General features: G+C 75.5%; 18 protein-coding genes and 1 pseudogene. 1 reads left to right on the top strand and 18 read right to left on the bottom strand.

Annotation, left to right across the window (positions count from 1 at the left end; genetic code table 11):
* Positions 1-17: 17 nt before the first annotated feature.
* On the bottom strand, positions 18-857 hold the full coding sequence (tsf, locus tag ACFVXN_RS03570; RefSeq protein ID WP_389227341.1) for a translation elongation factor Ts: 840 nt from the start codon (positions 855-857) through the stop codon (positions 18-20).
* Between the two features lie 46 nt (positions 858-903).
* Entirely contained in the window at positions 904-1,827 is a 924-nt protein-coding gene (rpsB, locus tag ACFVXN_RS03565) for a 30S ribosomal protein S2 (RefSeq protein ID WP_389227337.1), read from the bottom strand.
* Positions 1,828-2,051: 224 nt separating this feature from the next.
* On the opposite strand from rpsB, the pseudogene ACFVXN_RS03560 reads away from it, so the two are divergent.
* Positions 2,052-2,813, top strand: a pseudogene (locus ACFVXN_RS03560) (peptidoglycan DD-metalloendopeptidase family protein); the annotation flags it as partial.
* A gap of 87 nt (positions 2,814-2,900) precedes the next feature.
* Here ACFVXN_RS03560 and whiG read toward each other — a convergent pair.
* The 16 genes from whiG to ffh form a co-directional block, all read right to left on the bottom strand.
* On the bottom strand, positions 2,901-3,917 hold the full coding sequence (gene whiG, locus ACFVXN_RS03555; protein WP_389227334.1) for an RNA polymerase sigma factor WhiG: 1,017 nt from the start codon (positions 3,915-3,917) through the stop codon (positions 2,901-2,903).
* Positions 3,918-3,937: 20 nt separating this feature from the next.
* Complete coding sequence (locus tag ACFVXN_RS03550) at positions 3,938-4,870, bottom strand: tyrosine recombinase XerC (RefSeq protein ID WP_389227331.1); 933 nt, start codon at positions 4,868-4,870, stop codon at positions 3,938-3,940.
* Between the two features lie 230 nt (positions 4,871-5,100).
* Positions 5,101-6,441 carry a DNA-processing protein DprA gene (dprA, locus tag ACFVXN_RS03545; protein ID WP_389227328.1) on the bottom strand — a complete coding sequence of 447 codons (1,341 nt, stop codon included), beginning with the start codon at positions 6,439-6,441 and terminating at the stop codon, positions 5,101-5,103.
* Between the two features lie 170 nt (positions 6,442-6,611).
* Positions 6,612-8,147 carry a YifB family Mg chelatase-like AAA ATPase gene (locus ACFVXN_RS03540; protein WP_389227325.1) on the bottom strand — a complete coding sequence of 512 codons (1,536 nt, stop codon included), beginning with the start codon at positions 8,145-8,147 and terminating at the stop codon, positions 6,612-6,614.
* On the bottom strand, positions 8,147-8,506 hold the full coding sequence (locus ACFVXN_RS03535) for a YraN family protein (protein ID WP_389227322.1): 360 nt from the start codon (positions 8,504-8,506) through the stop codon (positions 8,147-8,149). The genes ACFVXN_RS03540 and ACFVXN_RS03535 overlap by 1 nt, the downstream gene beginning before the upstream one ends.
* Positions 8,507-8,660: 154 nt before the next feature.
* The gene (locus ACFVXN_RS03530) at positions 8,661-8,984 is read right to left on the bottom strand and encodes a DUF2469 domain-containing protein (protein ID WP_389227319.1); all 324 of its coding nucleotides are present in this window, start codon (positions 8,982-8,984) and stop codon (positions 8,661-8,663) included.
* 79 nt (positions 8,985-9,063) lie between these two features.
* Positions 9,064-10,026 (bottom strand): ribonuclease HII, encoded by a 963-nt coding sequence (locus ACFVXN_RS03525; protein ID WP_389227316.1) that lies wholly within the window; start codon positions 10,024-10,026, stop codon positions 9,064-9,066.
* Positions 10,023-10,760 (bottom strand): signal peptidase I, encoded by a 738-nt coding sequence (gene lepB / locus ACFVXN_RS03520; protein ID WP_389227313.1) that lies wholly within the window; start codon positions 10,758-10,760, stop codon positions 10,023-10,025. Before lepB ends, ACFVXN_RS03525 begins: the two co-directional genes overlap by 4 nt.
* 134 nt (positions 10,761-10,894) lie before the next feature.
* Positions 10,895-11,263, bottom strand: coding sequence for a 50S ribosomal protein L19 (rplS, locus tag ACFVXN_RS03515; protein WP_389227310.1), 369 nt, complete (start codon positions 11,261-11,263; stop codon positions 10,895-10,897).
* A 217-nt stretch (positions 11,264-11,480) separates the two neighbouring features.
* Positions 11,481-12,266: a tRNA (guanosine(37)-N1)-methyltransferase TrmD gene (trmD, locus tag ACFVXN_RS03510; protein ID WP_389227307.1), complete on the bottom strand. Its 786-nt coding sequence runs from the start codon at positions 12,264-12,266 to the stop codon at positions 11,481-11,483.
* 1 nt (position 12,267) lies between these two features.
* Positions 12,268-12,843: a ribosome maturation factor RimM gene (gene rimM / locus ACFVXN_RS03505; protein WP_389227304.1), complete on the bottom strand. Its 576-nt coding sequence runs from the start codon at positions 12,841-12,843 to the stop codon at positions 12,268-12,270.
* 176 nt (positions 12,844-13,019) lie between these two features.
* Entirely contained in the window at positions 13,020-13,259 is a 240-nt protein-coding gene (locus tag ACFVXN_RS03500) for an RNA-binding protein (RefSeq protein WP_389227301.1), read from the bottom strand.
* Positions 13,259-13,690 (bottom strand): 30S ribosomal protein S16, encoded by a 432-nt coding sequence (rpsP, locus tag ACFVXN_RS03495; RefSeq protein ID WP_389227298.1) that lies wholly within the window; start codon positions 13,688-13,690, stop codon positions 13,259-13,261. The genes ACFVXN_RS03500 and rpsP overlap by 1 nt, the downstream gene beginning before the upstream one ends.
* A 251-nt stretch (positions 13,691-13,941) precedes the next feature.
* Positions 13,942-15,840, bottom strand: coding sequence for a DUF222 domain-containing protein (locus ACFVXN_RS03490; RefSeq protein WP_389227295.1), 1,899 nt, complete (start codon positions 15,838-15,840; stop codon positions 13,942-13,944).
* A 370-nt stretch (positions 15,841-16,210) separates the two neighbouring features.
* Positions 16,211-17,302 (bottom strand): amidohydrolase family protein, encoded by a 1,092-nt coding sequence (locus tag ACFVXN_RS03485; protein ID WP_389227292.1) that lies wholly within the window; start codon positions 17,300-17,302, stop codon positions 16,211-16,213.
* 17 nt (positions 17,303-17,319) lie between these two features.
* Positions 17,320-18,927: a signal recognition particle protein gene (gene ffh / locus ACFVXN_RS03480; RefSeq protein ID WP_389227289.1), complete on the bottom strand. Its 1,608-nt coding sequence runs from the start codon at positions 18,925-18,927 to the stop codon at positions 17,320-17,322.
* Positions 18,928-18,941: the final 14 nt, after the last annotated feature.

Genomic DNA, 18,941 nt, shown 5'->3' with positions numbered 1-18,941 from the left:
CACCGGGTGGTGCGTCGTCAGGCGCCGACGCGGAACCGCACGAAGCCGGTCACGGTGCCGCCGACCTCGGCGAGCACCTGCGCGACGGACTTCTTCGAGTCCTTCGCGAACGGCTGGTCCAGCAGGACGACGTCCTTGAAGTAGCCGGTCAGACGACCCTCGACGATCTTCGTCAGGGCGGCCTCGGGCTTGCCCTCGTTGCGGGCGGTCTCCTCGGCGATGCGGCGCTCGTTCTCCACCGTCTCGGCCGGGACCTCGTCGCGCGTCAGGTAGGACGGGGAGAACGCGGCGATGTGCGTCGCGATGTCCCGGGCCACCTCGGCACCCTTGGCGTCGGTCGCGACGAGCACGCCGACCTGCGGGGGGAGGTCCTTGTTCACCTTGTGCAGGTAGACCGAGACCTTCTCGCCGGCGACGCGGGCCACGCGGCGGACGACGACCTTCTCGCCCAGCACGGCGGCGGTCTCGTCGACGACCTCCTGCAGGGACTTGCCGTCGACGTCGGCCGCGAGCAGCGCGTCGGCGTCCCGGGCACCGCTGGCGACGGCGGTCGCGAGGACCTTCTCCGACAGCGTGATGAAGGTGGTGTTCTTCGCGACGAAGTCCGTCTCCGAGTTCACCTCGACGATGACGCCGACCTCGTCGGTGCCGTCGGCGGTGGTGACGACCTCGGCGGCCACGAGGCCGTCGGAGGCCGAGCGGCCCTCGCGCTTGGAGACGCCCTTCAGGCCCTTGACGCGGATGATCTCGAGCGCCTTGTCGGCGTCGCCACCCGCCTCCTCCAGGGCCTTCTTGACGTCGAGCATGCCGGCGCCGGTCTTCTCGCGCAGCGCCTTGATGTCAGCCAGGTTTGCCATCTGTGCTTCCGTCCTTCTCGTCAGTGCGTGGGAGTGGCGGACCGGGTCACTTGGACTCGGCGTCGCCCTCGGTCGCGGCGGTCTCGGCGGCAGCGGCGGGCGCCTCGGCCTCGGCCGGGGCCTCGGTCGCGGCGGGGGCCTCGGCGGCGGGGGCCTCGGTCGCGGCGGGGGCCTCGGCGGCCACCGACTCCTCGGCACCGGCCAGGAGCTCGCGCTCCCACTCGGCCAGCGGCTCGGCGTCGGCCGGAGCGGCCTCGGCGCCGCCACCCTGACGGGCGGAGTGACGCTTCATCGTGCCCTCGGCGGCGGCGTCCGCGATCACGCGGGTCAGCAGCTGCACGGCGCGGATCGCGTCGTCGTTGCCCGGGATCGGGTAGTCCACGACGTCGGGGTCGCAGTTGGTGTCGAGGATCGCGACGATCGGGATGCCGAGCTTGCGCGCCTCGTCGACGGCCAGGTGCTCCTTGTTGGTGTCCACGATCCACACGGCGGACGGCGTGCGGGTCATGTCCCGGATGCCACCGAGCGTCTTCGCGAGCTTGTCCTTCTCGCGACGCATGATGAGGAGCTCCTTCTTCGTGAAGGCGCTGCCCGCGACGTCGTCGAAGTCGATGAGCTCGAGCTCCTTGAGGCGCTGCAGGCGCTTGTTCACCGTCTGGAAGTTGGTGAGCATGCCACCGAGCCAGCGCTGGTTCACGTACGGCATGCCGACGCGGGCGGCCTGCTCGGCGACGGGCTCCTGCGCCTGCTTCTTGGTGCCGACGAAGAGGATGGTGCCGCCGTGGGCGACGGTCTCCTTGACGAACTCGTAGGCGCGGTCGATGTACGACAGCGACTGCTGGAGGTCGACGATGTAGATGCCGTTGCGCTCGGTGAAGATGAAGCGCTTCATCTTGGGGTTCCAGCGGCGGGTCTGGTGCCCGAAGTGGACACCGCTCTCGAGCAGCTGGCGCATGGTCACGACGGCCATGGCACGTCCTTCCGACGCGCCCCGCGAGGGGCGCGCGCATGTTCACGGACCCGCCGGGGCAGGTCCGCTCGTCCGGTTGTCGGCGCCTCCCGGGACGGGCGGCACCCCTGGCGCCACGCCCACGTCGACGCCGGGACGAACCCGGACCGCTGCCGACGTCGGCCCTCGACGGCGCCCCGGCCCTCGCAGAGGACCACGGGCGACCACCTCGGTGGTGACGCGCGATGTCGACCGGCACGCACCGGTCGCAGGAAGGAGTCTACCGGACCGGCGCGAGCCCCCGGACACGTCCCGCACGTGACCACGGGCACGTCGCACGACCCGCCTCGCCCCCTCGACCGGCACCGCACCACGAGCGGGCACCGAGCCCTCCCCAGGCCGCTCCCCCGCGCGTCGTCCCCAGCCGCGCCCGCGGCGACGCGCTGCGCGGACCCGGCGCACGGCACGCTCGCCGCATGGCACCGCACCGCACGCGCCTCGCGCACCCGACGTCCGGCACGGACGGCGCACCCCGGACTCCCCGGGTGGTCGCCGCCGTGATCATCGCCGTGCTGGCTGTCGTCCTCGCGCCCGCGCTCGCCAGGCCGGCCCCCGGCGCGCGCGGCACCCCTCCTCTCCTGCCCGCCGCCGCCTCGACCGACCCCTGGACCGCGCCGGTCCAGCCGGAGCACGTCGTCCAGCCGTTCGACGGGCCGGCGCAGCCCTGGCTCGCGGGCCACCGAGGGCTCGACCTCGACGCGCCCGCCGGTTCGGTGGTCCTCGCCCCGCGCGCCGGCACCGTGACGTTCGCCGGGGTCGTCGTGGACCGCCCGGTCCTGACCGTCCGGCACGACGACGGGCTGCGCAGCTCCCTGGAACCCGTCGACCCGAGCGTCTCCGTGGGCGACCGGGTCGGGGCCGGGCACCCGGTCGGGGTCGTCGCGGGGGCCCGGACGCACTGCGACCCCGGGTCGTGCCTGCACTGGGGCGTGCGGGACGGCGAGGTCTACCTCGACCCGGGGCTGCTGCTGCGCGGCGGGCCGGTGGTGCTGCTGTCCCGGGCGCCGCCGCCGGACCGGCTCGGCGCGGAGGCGTCAGCCCCGGTCGGCCTCGGTGAGACGGGCGCGGAGCCGGAGCATCGCGGCGGTGTGCATCTGCGAGATCCGCGACTCGGTCACCCCGAGCACCCGGCCGATCTCCGCCAGGGTCATGCCCTCGTAGTAGTAGAGGACCAGCACGAGCTTCTCGCGCTCTCCGAGCTGGTCGATCGCCCGCGCGAGCAGGAACTTCGTCTCCTGCGCCTCGAACGAGGTCTCGGGGTCGGGCGTCCGGTCGTCGCCGAGCGTGTCCAGGAGCGACAGCCGGTCACCGCGGTCCTCGCCGCCGCCCAGGAGCTCGTCGAGCGCCGCGACGTTGACGGTCGACAGCTGCGTGAACAGCGCGCGCAGCTCGCGGACCTCGATCTGCAGCCGCGAGGCGACCTCGGACTCCGTGGGCACGCGGTGCAGCTCGCTCTCGAGCTCGGCGTACGCGCGGTCCACGGCTCGGGCCTTGGTGCGGACGGAGCGCGGGATCCAGTCCATGGCGCGCAGCTCGTCGATGATCGCGCCCCGGATGCGGGAGCTCGCGTAGGTCTCGAACTTCACCGAGCGACCGGGTTCGTACTTCTCGATGGCGTCGATCAGGCCGAACATCCCGTACGAGACCAGGTCGGCCTGCTCGACCATCGCGGGCAGGCGCATGCCGACCCTCGCCGCGACGGACGTGACCAGCGGGGCGTAGTGCAGGATCAGCCGCTCGCGGACCAGGCGGTCGCCGCCGGCCTTGAACAGCCGCCAGTCCTCGGCCACCGGGGAGACCGGCGTCTCGGTGAGGTCGACCTCGTCCGCCTCGAGGTCGGGGACCGCTGCGAGCAACGCGGCGGCGCCGTCGAGGCCGGTGGCGTCGCCGTCAGCGTCGACCTCGGCCTCGACGAGCGCGGCCACCGCCTCGAGCTCCGACTCCAGCTGCGGGTCGAGCGCCTGCTGCCGCGGGATGACACCGAGGGGCGCGCTCGGGGCGCGGCGCTGCGAGGCAGCCAGCTGGACCGTGTCCTCAGCCGGAACTGACATGGAGCTCTCCATCTCGGACGTCATGCGCGGGGGTGGGCCTGCTCGAAGGACGCGCGGAGGCGGTCCGCGGTCACGTGGGTGTAGCGCTGGGTGGTGGCGAGGCTCGCGTGACCGAGCACCTCCTGCACGCTGCGGAGGTCGGAACCGCCCTCCAGCAGGTGCGTCGCCACCGAGTGTCGCAGAGCGTGGGGGGCCACGTCCTCGACGTCCGCGAGGCGCGAGACGGCGTGCACCGCCTCGCGGAGCTGCCGCTGGTCGACCCGGCCGCCGCGTCGACCGAGCAGCAGCGCCGGACCGGAGCCGTCCGTGGCGAGCCGAGGACGACCCCGGGTCAGCCACGCCTCGACGGCCTCGACCGCGAGCTCACCGACCGGGACCACGCGCTGCTTGTCGCCCTTGCCGGTGACGCGCAGCAGGCGTTCGCCCAGGTCCAGGTCGTCCACATCGGCGCCGCACAGCTCGCCGACGCGTGCGCCCGTGGCGTACAGCAGCTCCAGAGCCGCCCAGTCGCGCAGGTGGACCGGGTCGCCGTCGTCCGCGCGGACCCGCGCCGTGTCGAGCAGCGCCGCTGCCGACGCCTGGTCCAGCACGGTCGGCAGGTGCGACGCGGGCCGCGCGCTGGCGAGCCGGAGCGCCGGGTCCTGCGCCACGCGGCCGGTGCGGACCGCCCAGGCGAAGAACGTGCGGACCGCCGCGCCCCGGCGCGCCATCGTCGCGCGGCTGCGCTGCGTGGCGGCCATCGCGGCGAGCCACCCGCGCAGGACCGTGATGTCGACCCCGGTGAGGTCGGCCACGCCGTGCCGCCGCGCGTACCCGGTGAGGTCCTCGAGGTCGCCGAGGTAGGCACGGACGGTGTGGTCCGAGAGCCCGCGCTGAGCCCGCAGGTGGACCGCGAACGCGTCGGTCTCGGGGGTGTCCCCCCGTCCCGTCTGCGCCTCAGCCCCCGTCTGCACGGGACTACGGTCGCCTGTCACCCCTCCGGGCGACAAGGCGTCTGTGGCGCGTTTCACCCACCCCTGTACGAATCACGGGGATATGTCCGATTCGATGTCCGGTTTCGCCCCTGTTTCCGGGCCCCGGGCCGGCCCCCGCGTCCGCCTGCTGGACGGCTCCCGGCCCCGCCCGGCGTGGGCCGTGGGTGTGAATGCGGTTTCCGCGGCCCCACCGGCGCCCGGGATGTGCATCACGACGGCCGACCGCCCCTCGTGCGCCCGCCGTCCCCGCGCCGCCAGAGCCGGTCCTCCCGGCGCACCGCACCCTCGAGCTCCAGACGCCCGAGCGCGCCGGAGACCTCCCGCACCGCCAGCCCGGCACGACGGGCGATCTCGTCGACCGGCACTCCGCCGCGGCGGGGCAGCGCGTCGAGCACCCGGGCCGGGACGCCGTCCGACCTGTCGCGCCCGCCCGGTCCACCGGACGCGTCGCACCACCCCGATCCTCCTGACCTGTCGCGCCCGCCCGGAGTAGGGGATCCGTCGCTCCCACCCGGTGCACCGGACGCGTCGCGTCGAACGTCCCCGAGCGGGCCGTCATCCCCGCGGACCGGAGCCGGCCCGAGCAGCTCCAGCGCCTCGGCCGCGTCGGTGACGCAGACCGCCGCGCCGTCGCGCAGGAGCCGGTGGCAGCCGGCCGAGGCCATCGAGGTGACCGGCCCGGGAACCGCTCCGACCGGTCGGAGCAGCTCCGCGGCACGCGCCGCGGTGCTCAGGGCACCCGACCGCCACGCGGCCTCGACCACCACCGTCGCCCCGGTGGCCGCGGCGATCAGCCGGTTGCGCTGCAGGAAGCGTGAGCGCGTCGGCGGGGTCCCCGGTGGGCTCTCCGCGACGAGCGCCCCACCGTGGTCGAGGAGCCGTTCCAGCACGTTCCGGTTCCCCTCGGGAGACGGACGGTCGACCCCGCCGGCCAGCAGGGCCACCGTCGCGCCGTCGGCCGCGAGCGCAGCCCGGTGCGCTGCGACGTCGATGCCGAACGCACCGCCGGAGACGACGGTCACGCCCTGGTCGACGACGCCCGCGGCGAGGTCCGCGGCGACCCGTTCGCCGTAGGAGGTCGCGGCGCGCGCTCCGACGACCGCGATCGACCGCCGAGCGAGCACGGAGAGCGACGGGGCGCCACGCACCCACAGGCACAGCGGTCCGGCGGCGCCCAGGTCTGCGAGCCGAGAGGGCCACCCGACCTGCCCGGGCACCAGCAGCGTCCCACCGCACGCCGCCAGCGCGTCGAGCGCAGGTCGCGCGTCGAGGGCCGCCAGCCTCGGAGCCCACCGGGGCAGCGCGCGGGCGAGGACCCGGGCCATGACCGGGGCGTCGGGCTCCGCGGCACGAGTCGGAGCCCTACCACCCGGGGTCGACGACGCTTCCCCGGCGAGCCGTCGGAGCCGCTCCGCGGCCTGCTCGGTCGGAACCCCGACCGCCCAGGCGGCCCAGCGCAGGGCGACCGGCGCGCCGAGCGCCGCGACGACCGCTCCCGCCGTCGCGTCGCCGGGCTCGACCACGAGGCTCCAGGCCGCACGGGCGAGCACCTCCGGGTCGTCGGGACACCGATCGCCAGGCCCACCCGGTGCCGCTGCGCGACCGGCGCCGCCAGCAACAGGTCTGTCCCCGGTGCCACCCGCGCCTGCCAGCCAGTGCCCGCCACCCGCACCAACCGTGTCACCAGCGCCTCCCGCGCCAGCCGTGTCCCCCGTGCCGTTCATGCTCCCCCCTGCCCTCGGGTGCGCAGCGCGACGCCGCGGCCCACGTCGTCCCGGTCGGGAGCGGTACGCCCCGCCAGGTCCGCGACCGTCCACGCCAGGCGCAGGGCCCGGTCAGCTCCGCGCAGGGTCAGCCGGCCCGCGTCGACGGCGCCGTCGATGTCCGCGAGCAGGCCGGCGCGGGCCCGCAGGCGCTCGCGCAGGGCCCGGCCGGGGACGTCGGAGTTCACGCGCCAGGGCGTCCCCCGCCACCGATCGGCCTGCGCCGCCCGTGCGGCTCCGACCCGGGCAGCCACCTCGGCGGTCGTCTCACCCGTGTCACCGGTGAGCGCAGTCCGACGCACGGGCGGGACCTCGACCTGGACGTCCACCCGGTCGAGGAGCGGCCCGTCGAGGCGACCGAGGTAGCGACGACGGTCGAGCGCCGTGCACCGGCACAGCAGCCCCTTGCCGAACGCGTACCCGCACGGGCACGGGTTCGCCGCCATCACCAGCTGGAACCTCGCGGGGTAGCGCGCGGCGCCGCCCGTGCGGTGGATCACCAGCTCGCCGTGCTCGAGCGGCTGGCGCAGCGTCTGGAGGACCGCCGAGGAGAATTCGGGTGCCTCGTCCATGAACAGCACGCCGCGGTGCGCCCGCGACGCCGCACCGGGGCGTGGGATGCCGGAGCCGCCGCCGACGATGCTCGCCGGGGTCGCCGTGTGGTGCGGGTCCTCGAACGGGGGCCGGAGCAGCAGCCCGCCCGCCGGGTCGAAGACGCCCGCGACCGAGTGCACTGCCGTCACCTCGACGGCCTCGGGCTCCGTGAGGTCGGGCAGCAGCCCGGGCAGCCGCGACGCGAGCATGGTCTTGCCCGCCCCGGGTGGACCCAGCAGCAGGACGTGGTGCGCGCCCGCGGCCGCGACCTCCACCGCCCAGCGCGCCTCGTCCTGGCCGAGGACGTCGGCGAGGTCCCCCTGGTCGTGCCGGCGCGCGCCGGACGGTCGGTCGGGGGCGACGGGAGCGACGTCGGGCACGGCGACGGTCCCGCCGTGCCGCGCCACGACCTCGGCGAGCGTCGCGCACCCGGTCGCCCGCGCGCCGGGCACCAGGCACGCCTCGGCGAGGTCCGCGGCGGGCACGACGACATCGGGTCGGCCGGCGGCGACGGCGGCTGCCACCGCGGGCAGCACCCCGCGCACGGGGCGCAGACGGCCGTCGAGCCCGAGCTCCCCCAGGTGGACGGTGCGCGCTGCGCGCTCGGGGTCCAGCGCCCGCGCCGCGGCGAGCACCGCCACCGCGACCGCCAGGTCGAACGCGGGCCCGGACTTCCGCAGCGCCGCCGGGGACAGGTTCACCGTCACGCGCCGGTTCGGCCAGACCAGGCCGGTCGACCCGACGGCGGCGCGCACCCGGTCGCGGGCCTCGGCGAGCGAGGCGTCGGGCAGGCCCACCAGGACGAACGCGGGCAGGGACGCCGCGAGGTGCGCCTCGACCTCCACGAGCGTCCCCGCGAGACCGACCAGCCCGACGGCGAACGTGCGGCCCAGCGCCATCAGACACCCCGCAGGTGCTCGAGGTGCGGCGGGGCGCCGCGCAGGTGCTCGATCGCGATGACGTCGAGCCGCACCCCGTCGCAGCGCAGGTCGTGGGCGTCGAGCCACTGGGCGACGAGCGAGCGCATCCGCCGGAGCTTGACCGGGGTGACCGCCTCCGCCGCCCGCCCGTACGCGGTGCTGCGCCGGGTCTTCACCTCGACGCCGACGACGGTGTCGCACGCGACGTCGAGCGCGACGACGTCGAGCTCCCCGCCCCGCCCGAACCAGTTCCGGTCGAGGACCTGCCAGCCGCGCTGCTCCAGGTACGTGACGGCGAGGTCCTCCCCCGACCGCCCGACCTCCTGCCGTGATCGCATCCGCGTCACCTCCTGGCAGCAGGCTGCCGGGGAGGGCCGGGGAGGTGGGGGCCTGCGGCGCCCGCCCTGGGGACGACGCGCAGCAGTGGTGCCTGTGGAGGGCTCGGTGCCCGCTCAGGGCGCGGAAGGGCCCGCCGGGGTCACCGGGCGGAGGTCAGCGGGCGAACCCGCTGCCGCTGCCGAGGTCGAGGTCCGCCTTGACCAGCTCCTCGACGTTGACGTCCTTGAACGTCACGACGCGCACCGACTTCACGAACCGCGCCGAGCGGTACACGTCCCAGACCCAGGCGTCCGCGAGGGTCAGCTCGAAGTAGACCTCGCCCGCCGCGGACCGCACCTGCAGGTCGACGTGGTTCGCCAGGTAGAACCGGCGCTCCGTCTCGACCACGTAGGAGAAGAGCCCCACGGCATCGCGGTACTCGCGGTACAGCGCGAGCTCCATGTCGGTCTCGTAGTTCTCCAGGTCCTCCGCGCTCACCCGACCATCATCCCCCATCCCGGGACGTCCGGCGGCGCGAGCGGACCGCACACCCCACCGGCGGGGAGCAGGACCGTGCTCAGGTGCCGACCGGCAGGCGCCAGGACCGCCGGTGCCAGGGGCTCGGACCGAGGGCGCGCAGCGCGGCGACGTGGTCGTCGGACGCGTAGCCCTTGTTCGAGTCCCAGCGGTACTCGGGGTGCTCCGCCGCGAGCTCGACCATGAGGGCGTCGCGCTCGCACTTGGCCAGGACGGACGCCGCCGCGACCGACGCGCAGGACTGGTCGGCCTTGACCCGCAGGTGCACGCGAGGCTCGCCCACGAGCGCGAGGTCCGGGGCGCCGTCGACGCACGGGGCTGCCGAGGGCGCGCCCTCGCGCGGGGAGGCGGCACGCGGCGGGGCGTCGAGCAGCGCGTCGTCGAACAGGGACGCCTGGGCCGGCGGCGTCAGCCAGTCGTGCGCGCCGTCGAGCACCACCACGTCGACCGGGCCGGCGACCGCGGCCGCGGCGGCGAGGGCGCGCTGACCCGCGAGCCGGAGCGCGGCGATGATGCCCAGCGCGTCGATCTCGGCGGCGCTGGCGTGCCCGACGGCCCGGGCCACGCCCCAGCGCTGCAGTGCGGGCACGAGCGCCGTGCGCGCCGCCGGGGTGAGCAGCTTGGAGTCGGCCACCCCGCGCGGACCGCTGCGGGTCGTCGCGTCGACGACCACGACGCCGACGCTGACCGGGCCGGCCAGCGAACCCCGCCCGACCTCGTCCATCCCCGCCACCCGCAGCGCGCCGTCGCGCAGCAGGGCGCGCTCGTGGCGCAGGTGCGGCACCGGCCGTGCGGACCGGCGGGGTGCCGCCGAGCGGGGCACGCGGGACCGCACGGTCCCCGGAGCGCCCACGGTGAGCGCCGGCACCGCGACGGCCTCCGTGCGCTCCGGGACAGCGGTGCCTCCCGTGACAGCAGTGCCCACCGGGACAGCAGTGCCCCGCTCGACTGCCGCGCCGTCCGGGACGCCGTCGGGGCTCGTCGCGCCGTGGAGCAGCGTCATGACGGGTCGGGCACCGCGTCGAACACGTCGCCGGGGTTGCGCAGGGCGCCGATGCGGTCGACCGGCCAGAGGGTGACGAAGGCGGTCCCGACGACGTCGGCCACCGGCACGGACCCGCCGCCGGGGTCGCCGAGGTGGTAGCTCGAGTCGGCGGACTGCTGCCGGTTGTCGCCCATCACCCACAGGGAGCCCTCGGGGACGGTCACGTCGAACGTCAGCCCGCTCGGGCTCGAACCCGGCGCGAGGTAGGCGGTCTCGTCGATCGGCTGGCCGTTGACCGTGAGCGGGGAGCCGTCGCCCGCGGACCGGACCCGGTCCCCGGGCAGGCCGATGACACGCTTGATGAGGTGGTCCTCGGACTGCTGCGGCATGAGCCCGATCGCGATCAGCGCGTCCTGGACGACGTTGGTCTCCGGGACGGTCTGCTGGTCGAGCCAGCCGCCCGGGTCGGAGAACACCACGATGTCGCCGCGGTGCAGGTCGAACGGGCCGGGGACCAGCTTGTTCACCAGGACCCGGTCGCCCTCGAGGAGGGTGTCGTGCATCGACGCGCTGGGGATGAAGAACGCCTGGGCGAGGAACGTCTTGACCACCCAGGACAGCACCACGGCGCTGACCAGGATGATCACGGTCTCCCGGAGGAACGAGGCGACCGGACCGCGCCGTCGGTCGTCGCTGCGGGCGCCGCCGGAGCGCGCCTCCTGGCTGGCGGGTGCCGCGTCCTGGTCCGTCACCGCATCACTCTCCCACGTCGTCGACCTGCTGCCCACCACCGCGGCAGGCGTGCACGGTTCCTCCCCCGCACGCGCCGACGGGCGGCACCCGGCGTGAACCGGGGCCGCCCGTCGGGGGTGCAGCGGGTGCTGTCTCAGGCCTTCTTGGCCGGGACCGCGTCGCGCTTCTCCTTGATCTTGGCCTTCTTGCCGCGGAGGTTGCGCAGGTAGTAGAGCTTCGCGCGACGGACGTCACCGCGGGTCGCGACCTCGACGGACTCGAGCGTCGGGGAGTGCACGGGGAACGTGCGCTCGACGCCGACGCCGAACGACACCTTGCGGACCGTGAAGGTCTCGCGGATGCCGTCGCCCTGGCGGGCGATCACGACGCCCTGGAAGACCTGGACGCGGGAGCGGTTGCCCTCGACGACCTTGACGTTGACCTTGAGGGTGTCACCGGCGCGGAAGTCCGGGATGTCGGAGCGGAGCGAAGCCGCGTCGACGTGGTCGAGGATGTGGGACATCGTGTGTCGCTTTCTCGCCGTGCCACAGGTCACGCGCGTCGTCGTCGGCACCCTGCGGCGCCGGGATGGCAGTGGGTGGTCCGCGGCCGAGAGCTCGGCAGGTCGTGGGTCGTCTCCCCTGTGGCAGAGACGCGACCGTCGCGCACCAGCGCACAAGTCTGCCACAGCCGCGGACCGATGGGCGACACGGACGCTGCGGTCCGGGCCCCGGGTGCCGTCAGGCGTCGACGCTCGGGCCCACGCCGTCGTCGCCCACGGCCCAGCCCAGCTCCGCCAGCGCGGTGCGGTCCGCACGGTCGAGGCCGGCGGGGTCGAGGACGCGCAGCAGGTCGGGGCGCCGGGCGGCGGTCCGGGCCAGCGCCTGGTCCCGGCGCCAGCGCGCGACCCGGCCGTGGTGGCCCGAGAGCAGCACCTCGGGGACCTCGAGCTCCCGCCAGGCGGGCGGCTTCGTGTACACCGGGTACTCGAGCAGCCCCGCGCTGCCGTGCGACTCCTCGACGAGCGACTCGGGGTTGCCGACGACGCCCGGCAGCAGCCGCACGACGGCCTCGACGAGCACCAGCGCCGCGGCCTCGCCGCCGTTGAGCACGTAGTCGCCGATCGAGTACTCGCTGACCCGCACTCCCGGTCGCGTCGCGTAGTGCTCGGCGACGCGCGCGTCGATCCCCTCGTACCGGCCGCACGCGATGACCAGGTGCTCGTCCTGAGCCCACTGCTCGGCGTGCCGCTGGGTCAGCGGGGCGCCCGAGGGCGTCGGCAGCAGCAGGTGCGCGCCGTCGACCACGAGGTCGTCGAGCGCGGTCCCCCAGACGTCGGGGCGCATGACCATGCCCGCCCCGCCGCCGAAGGGCGTGTCGTCCACGGTCCGGTGCCGGTCGGTCGTCCAGTCCCGCAGGTCGTGGACGCGCAGGTCGAGGATGCCGGTGGTGCGGGCCCTGCCGACGAGCGACAGCGCCAGCGGGCTGAGGTAGTCCGGGAAGATCGAGACGATGTCGATGCGCACGTCAGTCGCCGTCCCCGCTCGGCGCGGCGCCGGTGGTCTCGTCGCTGACGACGAGGTTCGCCGCGTCGGCCGCGAGGAGCCCGCCCGGCGGGTCGAGGACCACGCGGCCACCGGGGACGTCGACCACGGGGACGATCGCGCGGACGAACGGCACGAGGGTGCGCGCGCCGTCGGGCTCGCGGACCACCAGCGCGTCGTGGGCCGGCAGGTGCTCGAGGCCGACGACCTCGCCGAGGACGCGACCGTCGACGTGCTCCGCGCGCAGACCGGCGAGCTCGTGCGGGTACCAGGCGTCCTCGTCGTCGTCGGTGGTGTCGTCCTCGGCGACCTCGACCAGCAGCTCGACCCCCCGCAGGGCCTCGGCGGCGGTGCGGTCGGCGGCCTCGGCGAACGTGACGTACCACCGACCCTGGGCCTCGCGGGTGCGCTCGACGGTGAGCGAGCCGGGCCCATGCGGACCGGTGGGCAGGACGGCGCCGACCGGCAGCCGGCCGGCCGGGTCGTCGGTGCGCAGGTCGAGGGCGACCTCGCCGCGCAGGCCGTGCGCGCGGCCGATCCGGGCGACCGTCAGCAGCATGGGGTTCCTCTCGGGGCGTCCGGGTCTGTCCGGATCAGCGTAGGGGTGGCACGGCGCAGGGGTGGCACGGCGCAGGGGTGGCACGGCGCAGGCCCGGTCCCCCGAGGGAGACCGGGCCTGCGACCGGCTGATCTACCGGGCGGCGTCACCCGAGGGTGACGGCCCGGACGCGCGGCTCACCGCCGGGCGACGTCCACGACGTCCACACGCACCGGGCCGTCCGCCGACAGCGCACCGACGACGGTGCGCAGTGCGCGGGCGGTCCGGCCGTTGCGGCCGATGACGCGGCCGAGGTCCTCGGGGTGCACCCGGACCTCGAGCAGGTCACCACGACGGAGCGTGCGGGCGTCCACCTGCACGTCGTCGGGGTGGTCGACGATGCCCCGGACCAGGTGCTCCAGCGCGTCGGCGAGCATCAGGCCTGCTCGTCCTCGGCCGGCGCCTCGTCAGCGGCCGGGGCGGACGCCGCGGCGGCCTTCTTCTCGGACGCCTTGGCCTTGGCCTTCTCGGCGTCGGCGGCGACGGCCTCGACCGCGGCCTTGACGTCGGCCGGCGCGGCCTTGGTGCGCAGGGTGCCCTCGGCGCCCGGCAGGCCCTTGAACTTCTGCCAGTCGCCGGTCACCTTGAGGAGCGCGAGGACCTGCTCGGACGGCTGCGCGCCGACGCTGAGCCAGTACTGCGCACGCTCGGAGGAGATCTCGATGAGCGACGGCTCCTCGGTCGGGTGGTACTTCCCGATCTCCTCGATGGCGCGGCCGTCGCGCTTGGTGCGGGAGTCCGCGACGACGACGCGGTAGTACGGCGCCCGGATCTTGCCGAGGCGCTTCAGGCGGATCTTGGTGGCCACAGTGTGGTCTCTCCTGGGTGTCTACGGGGCGGTCCTCGCGGTTCGCACGTGGGGCATGCGGTGCGGTCGGACCTGAAGGACACGGCATCGAGCGGGTAGAGGGGCCGCGCGCGCCGAGTACAGCGGGTCATTCTGCCAGATGCGGGCGCGTGCGTGCGACCAGTCGTGGGTCACACCCGGCGGAGGCGAGCGACGGACGTCCGCGTCGTCCGGGACGACTGCGGACGTCCGTCGTCAGGACGGCGCCGACGTCAGAACGGTGGCGGGTCGTCGTCGAGCCACGCGGTGGTACGGACCTGCTCGCCGGTCCCCGGCCGGGTCCGGTACCGGTGCCCCGCCGCGGTGATCCACTCGAACCGTCCCGGGGCGTACTGGTGCAGGGTGTGTCCGCCGTCGGTCTTGAGCCGGTGGTCGCGGCCGCACAGCGGGGCGAGGTTCGCCACGCAGGTCGTCCCGAGCCGGCCGGGCGGGTGGCCGCACCGACGGTGGAACTCGACGGTGTGGTCGAGCTCCCCGTGCTCGGCGGGCACGGTGCAGCCCGGGCGCACGCAGGTCCGGTCGCGTGCGCGCACGTGGTCGGCGATCGCCGCTGTCGGCCGGTAGCGGGTGCGACCGACGTCCAGGACCGCACCGGACCGAGGGTCGGTCACGATCCGGCGCCAGGTACCGCCCGCCGCGATCGCGCGCGCACGCACGGCGTCGACGGGGCCGTAGCCGTGCAGCTCCGCGGGCCGGTCGTCCAGGCCGAGGAGGGTCGCGGCGGAGATCGTGACGTGCACCTGCGCGCCGGCCCGCGCTCCTGGGCGTCGCGGCGCGAGGGTGGTCGCGAGGAGCGCACCGGCACCCGTCGCGTCGACCACGAGGACGTCCTGGGCCGCGGCGGCACCGCTGGGCTCGAGGTCGTCGGTGGCGGTGGCGCCGAGGTCCGGGGCCGGGTCGTGGGCTCCGGGGTCGGCGTCGGGGTCGGGGTCGGGCTTCTCGTCCGAGGGGTCACGGGCGTCGTCCGCGTGATGGGGCACGTCGGACCCCGGTGCGTCGCCGGCGCGGACACGCTGGTACACCGTCACCGCCACCTGCTGCCCGTCGAGGCGCACCTCGGCGGCGTCGGCCTCCCACACGGGCCCGCTCGTGGGCACGTCGACACCGACCACGAGGTCGCGGAGACCGTCCGCGCGCAGCTGGTCGAGCGTGCGGGGGTCGCCGACGTTCTTCGCCGCCAGGGCCTGGTGGTGGAGCACCCCGTCGACCCGCAGCGCGTCCTGCGCCTCGAGCAGCACGGACAGCGACGCCATCCCGTTCGGCAGGGCGCGCGGTCGCTGCACCCGCCGGTCCGCGACGGCCCTGTCGTGCAGGTCGCCGACGCCGTCGGGGTCGACCTCGAGCAGCACGCGCGCGATCTCCCGGTCCATCCGGGTCACCGTCCATCGCGCCGCCTCGGGCAGCACCTCGTCCTCGACCCGGGTGGCGACCTCCCACGGCACGTCCGCGAGCCGGTCGACCAGGAGCCGCGCCCGCGCCGCGTCGACGGTCCCGGCGGCCAGCGCCTCCCCGGTGGCCTGCAGCGCGTCCTCGTAGGCGATGCCCTCGCGGACCAGGCGGTTCGCCGCAAGGCGCGACAGGCCGAGCCGCATCGCGATCTCGTCGCCCGCCACGGAACGCTGCCGGGGCGGCGGACCGGCCAGGCGGTTCCACTGCGGGTCCATCTCCGGGTCGCGCCCCAGCAGGCCCGCCCACCGGGCGGTGCGCGCGTGGGCCCACGCCTCGACCCGGGCGGACGCGGCGACCGCCTCCACGAGCCCGGTCACCGTCAGCGACGCGGGGTCCACCGCGTCGAGCCACGCGGCCAGCTCGGGCCCGACGACCGCGGACTCCAGCAGCGCCACCTCCCAGAACCGGTCGACGCCGATGCGGTCCCGCGACCCGGACGGCACCGCCGCGACGGCCGCGCGCCACCGGGCCCGCACGTCCGCGGGGACCGGCAGCGACTCCCAGTCGGGCACGCCCGCCCCCGCCTGGGCGACCGACCGCGCGCCCAGGCTCGAGCCCGGACCGAACGACTCACGGACCGGCGCGGCCGGCGCGACGGGCACGGGCACGACCGACGCCGCAGGCGCGGGCACGACCGACGCGGCAGGCACGGGAACCGGCACGACGGGCTCCGCGGGCACCGGCACCACGGGCTCCGCCGGAACCGGAACGACGGGCTCCGCCGGAACCGGTACGGCAGGCACCGGTCGCCGTGCCGGACCCGTCCCGCGGCGGCCCGGGGTCGACGCGGCGACCGCACCGGAACGCACGGCACCGAGGGGCGTCGTGGGACGGTGTCCGTGCTGGTCAGGAGGCATACGACCACCGTAGACGCCACCACCGACACGCCCTCGGCGGGACCCCGGCGGCCTGGGGACGACGCGCGACCGCTGCACCTGTGGACGACTCGGCGCCCGCTGGACGCCCCGGTGCCCGCTGGACGACCCGCCGCCCGCTGGACGACCGGCCGCCCGCTGGACGACTCGGCGCCCGCTAGACGACCCGCCGACCGCGCAGCACGACCGCCCGCGGTGCGCCCAGCACCCGCACGTCGGCGCGCGGGTCGGCGTCGTAGACGACCAGGTCGGCGTCCGCCCCCTCGTCGAGGCCCGGGACGCCGAGCCACGCTCGGGTGCGCCACGACGCCGCGGCGGCGACCTCCCGCGCGGGCAGGCCGGCGGCCACCATCTCGGCGGCCTCGTCGGCGATCCGGCCGTGCGCGATCGTCCCACCGGCGTCGGTGCCGACCAGCAGCGGCACCCCCGCGTCGTGCAGGTCGCGGACGTGGGCGTACCGCCGGGCGTGCATCCGGCGCATCCGGGCCGCGTAGACCGGGTACCGGTCCGCCCGGTCGGCGATGGCACCGAACTGCGCGACCTGCAGCAGCGTCGCCGTCACCGGGATCCCCGCGGCGGCGATCCGGTCGATCTGCCGGGCATCGGCCCCCGTCGCGTGCTCCAGGCAGTCGACCCCGGCGTCGAGCAGCCCGTCGAGCGCCTCCCCCGCGAACGTGTGCGCGGTGACGCGGGCGCCCGCGGCGTGCGCGGTCGCGACGGCCGAGGCCAGCAGGTCGTCCGGCCACAGCGGTCGCAGGTCGCCCTCGGGCCCGAGGTCGCGGTCGATCCAGTCGGCGACGAGCTTGACCCACCCGTCGCCGCGGACCGCCTCCTCGCCGACCGCGCGCGGGAGGTCGGTCACGGCGTCGAGCTCGCGGCCGTAGTGCCGCAGGTACCGCCTCGGCCGGGCGAGGTGCCGGCCGGCGCGGATCAGCCGCGGCAGGTCGTCGCGGTCGTGCACCCACCCGGTGTCGGCGGGCGACCCGGCGTCCCGGACCAGCAGCACGCCGGAGTCGCGGTCGGCGACGGCCTGCGCCTCGGCGGTCGCCCGGTCGACGGCCCCCTCGGCCGCGAGACCGATGTGGCAGTGCACGTCGACCAGCCCGGGCAGCACCCAGCCGTCCACGGCGGTGCCGCCTCCCCCGGCGGGCCGGGTCAGCGTCAGCCGCCCGCCGACCACCCACGCCTCGCCGACGACCCGGTCGTCGTCGAGGACGACCGGGCCCCGCAGGTGCAGGACGTCGGCCACGCGAGGGTCCGCCGACCTCAGCGCCCGAGGAACTTCTGCAGGTCCTCGAGCGACGACGGGTCGAAGGCGTCGGGCTGCTGCTGCGGCGCGCCGCCGCCCACGCCGAACGCGGAGCCCTTCGGGGCCGGAGCCGCCGCGGGGGTCAGGCCGGCGGCGCGGTCGGCCGCGGCCTTCTCCTCCAGGGCGCGCTTGGCCGGGTTGCCCGACTTGCCCTTGGACTTCTTGGCGGGGGCGACGCGGCCGCGGCCCTTCTTGCCCGTGCCCGGCAGGTTACCCATCCCGGGGATCGGCATGCCCCCGCCCTTGGCCATCTGCTGCATCATCTTCTGCGCGGCGGCGAACCGCTCGAGCAGGCCGTTGACGTCCGAGACCTGCATCCCGGAACCCGCGGCGATGCGCGCGCGGCGCGAGCCGTTGATGATCTTCGGGTTGTCGCGCTCCCCCGGCGTCATCGAGCGGATCATGGCCTCGACGCGGTCGACCTCGCGCTCGTCGAAGTTCTCGATGGCCTCGCGCATCTGCCCCATGCCGGGGAGCATGCCGAGCATCTTCTTCATCGAGCCCATGTTCTTCAGCTGCTGCATCTGCTGCAGGAAGTCCGCGAGCGTGAAGCCCTGGCCCGAGGCCAGCTTGCCGGCCATCGCCTCGGCCTCGTCGGCGTCGAACGCCTTCTCGGCCTGCTCGATGAGGGTGAGGACGTCACCCATGTCGAGGATGCGGGACGCCATCCGGTCGGGGTGGAACACCTCGAAGTCGGTGAGCTTCTCACCCGTGGAGGCGAACAGGATCGGCCGGCCGGTGACCGACGCGACGGAGAGCGCGGCACCACCGCGCGCGTCGCCGTCGAGCTTGGACAGGACGACGCCGGTGAACCCGACGCCCTCCTGGAACGCCGTGGCGGTGGCGACGGCGTCCTGGCCGATCATCGCGTCGATGACGAACAGGATCTCGTCGGGGTCGACGGCGTCGCGGATGTCCGCGGCCTGGCGCATGAGCTCGGCGTCCACGCCGAGGCGGCCGGCGGTGTCGACGATGACGACGTCGTGCTGCCGGGACGTCGCGGTGGCGAGGCCCTCGCGGGCCACGGCGACGGGGTCGGCGCCGACGACGACGTCGGCCTCGCTGCCCTGGTTGCCGGGGTGCGGGGCGAACACCGGGACGCCCGCGCGCTCGCCGACGACCTGGAGCTGGGTGACGGCGTTGGGCCGCTGCAGGTCCGCGGCGACCAGCATCGGCGTGTGGCCCTGGCCCTTGAGGTGCAGCGCCAGCTTGCCGGCCAGCGTCGTCTTGCCCGCGCCCTGGAGGCCCGCGAGCAGGATGACGGTCGGCGGGTTCTTCGCGAGGTGCAGCGGGCGGTTGTCGCCGCCGAGGATCGCGACGAGCTCGTCGTTGACGATCTTGACGACCTGCTGCGCCGGGTTGAGGGCGCCGGAGACCTCGACGGACAGCGCCCGCTCCCGGACGGCACCGGTGAACTGGCGCACCACGGGCACGGCGACGTCCGCGTCGAGCAGCGCCCGGCGGATCTCGCGCACGGTGGCGTCGATGTCCGCCTCGGACAGCCGCCCCTTGGAGCGCAGGTTCTTGAAGGTCGACGTCAGTCGGTCGGACAGGGTGGCGAACACCGCGCGATCCTCAC

This window comes from Cellulomonas sp. NPDC058312, assembly GCF_042880135.1.
Lineage (GTDB): Bacteria > Actinomycetota > Actinomycetes > Actinomycetales > Cellulomonadaceae > Cellulomonas.
Note: the sequence above shows the minus strand (reverse complement) of the source record. Positions and strands in the feature narration are given on the sequence as shown.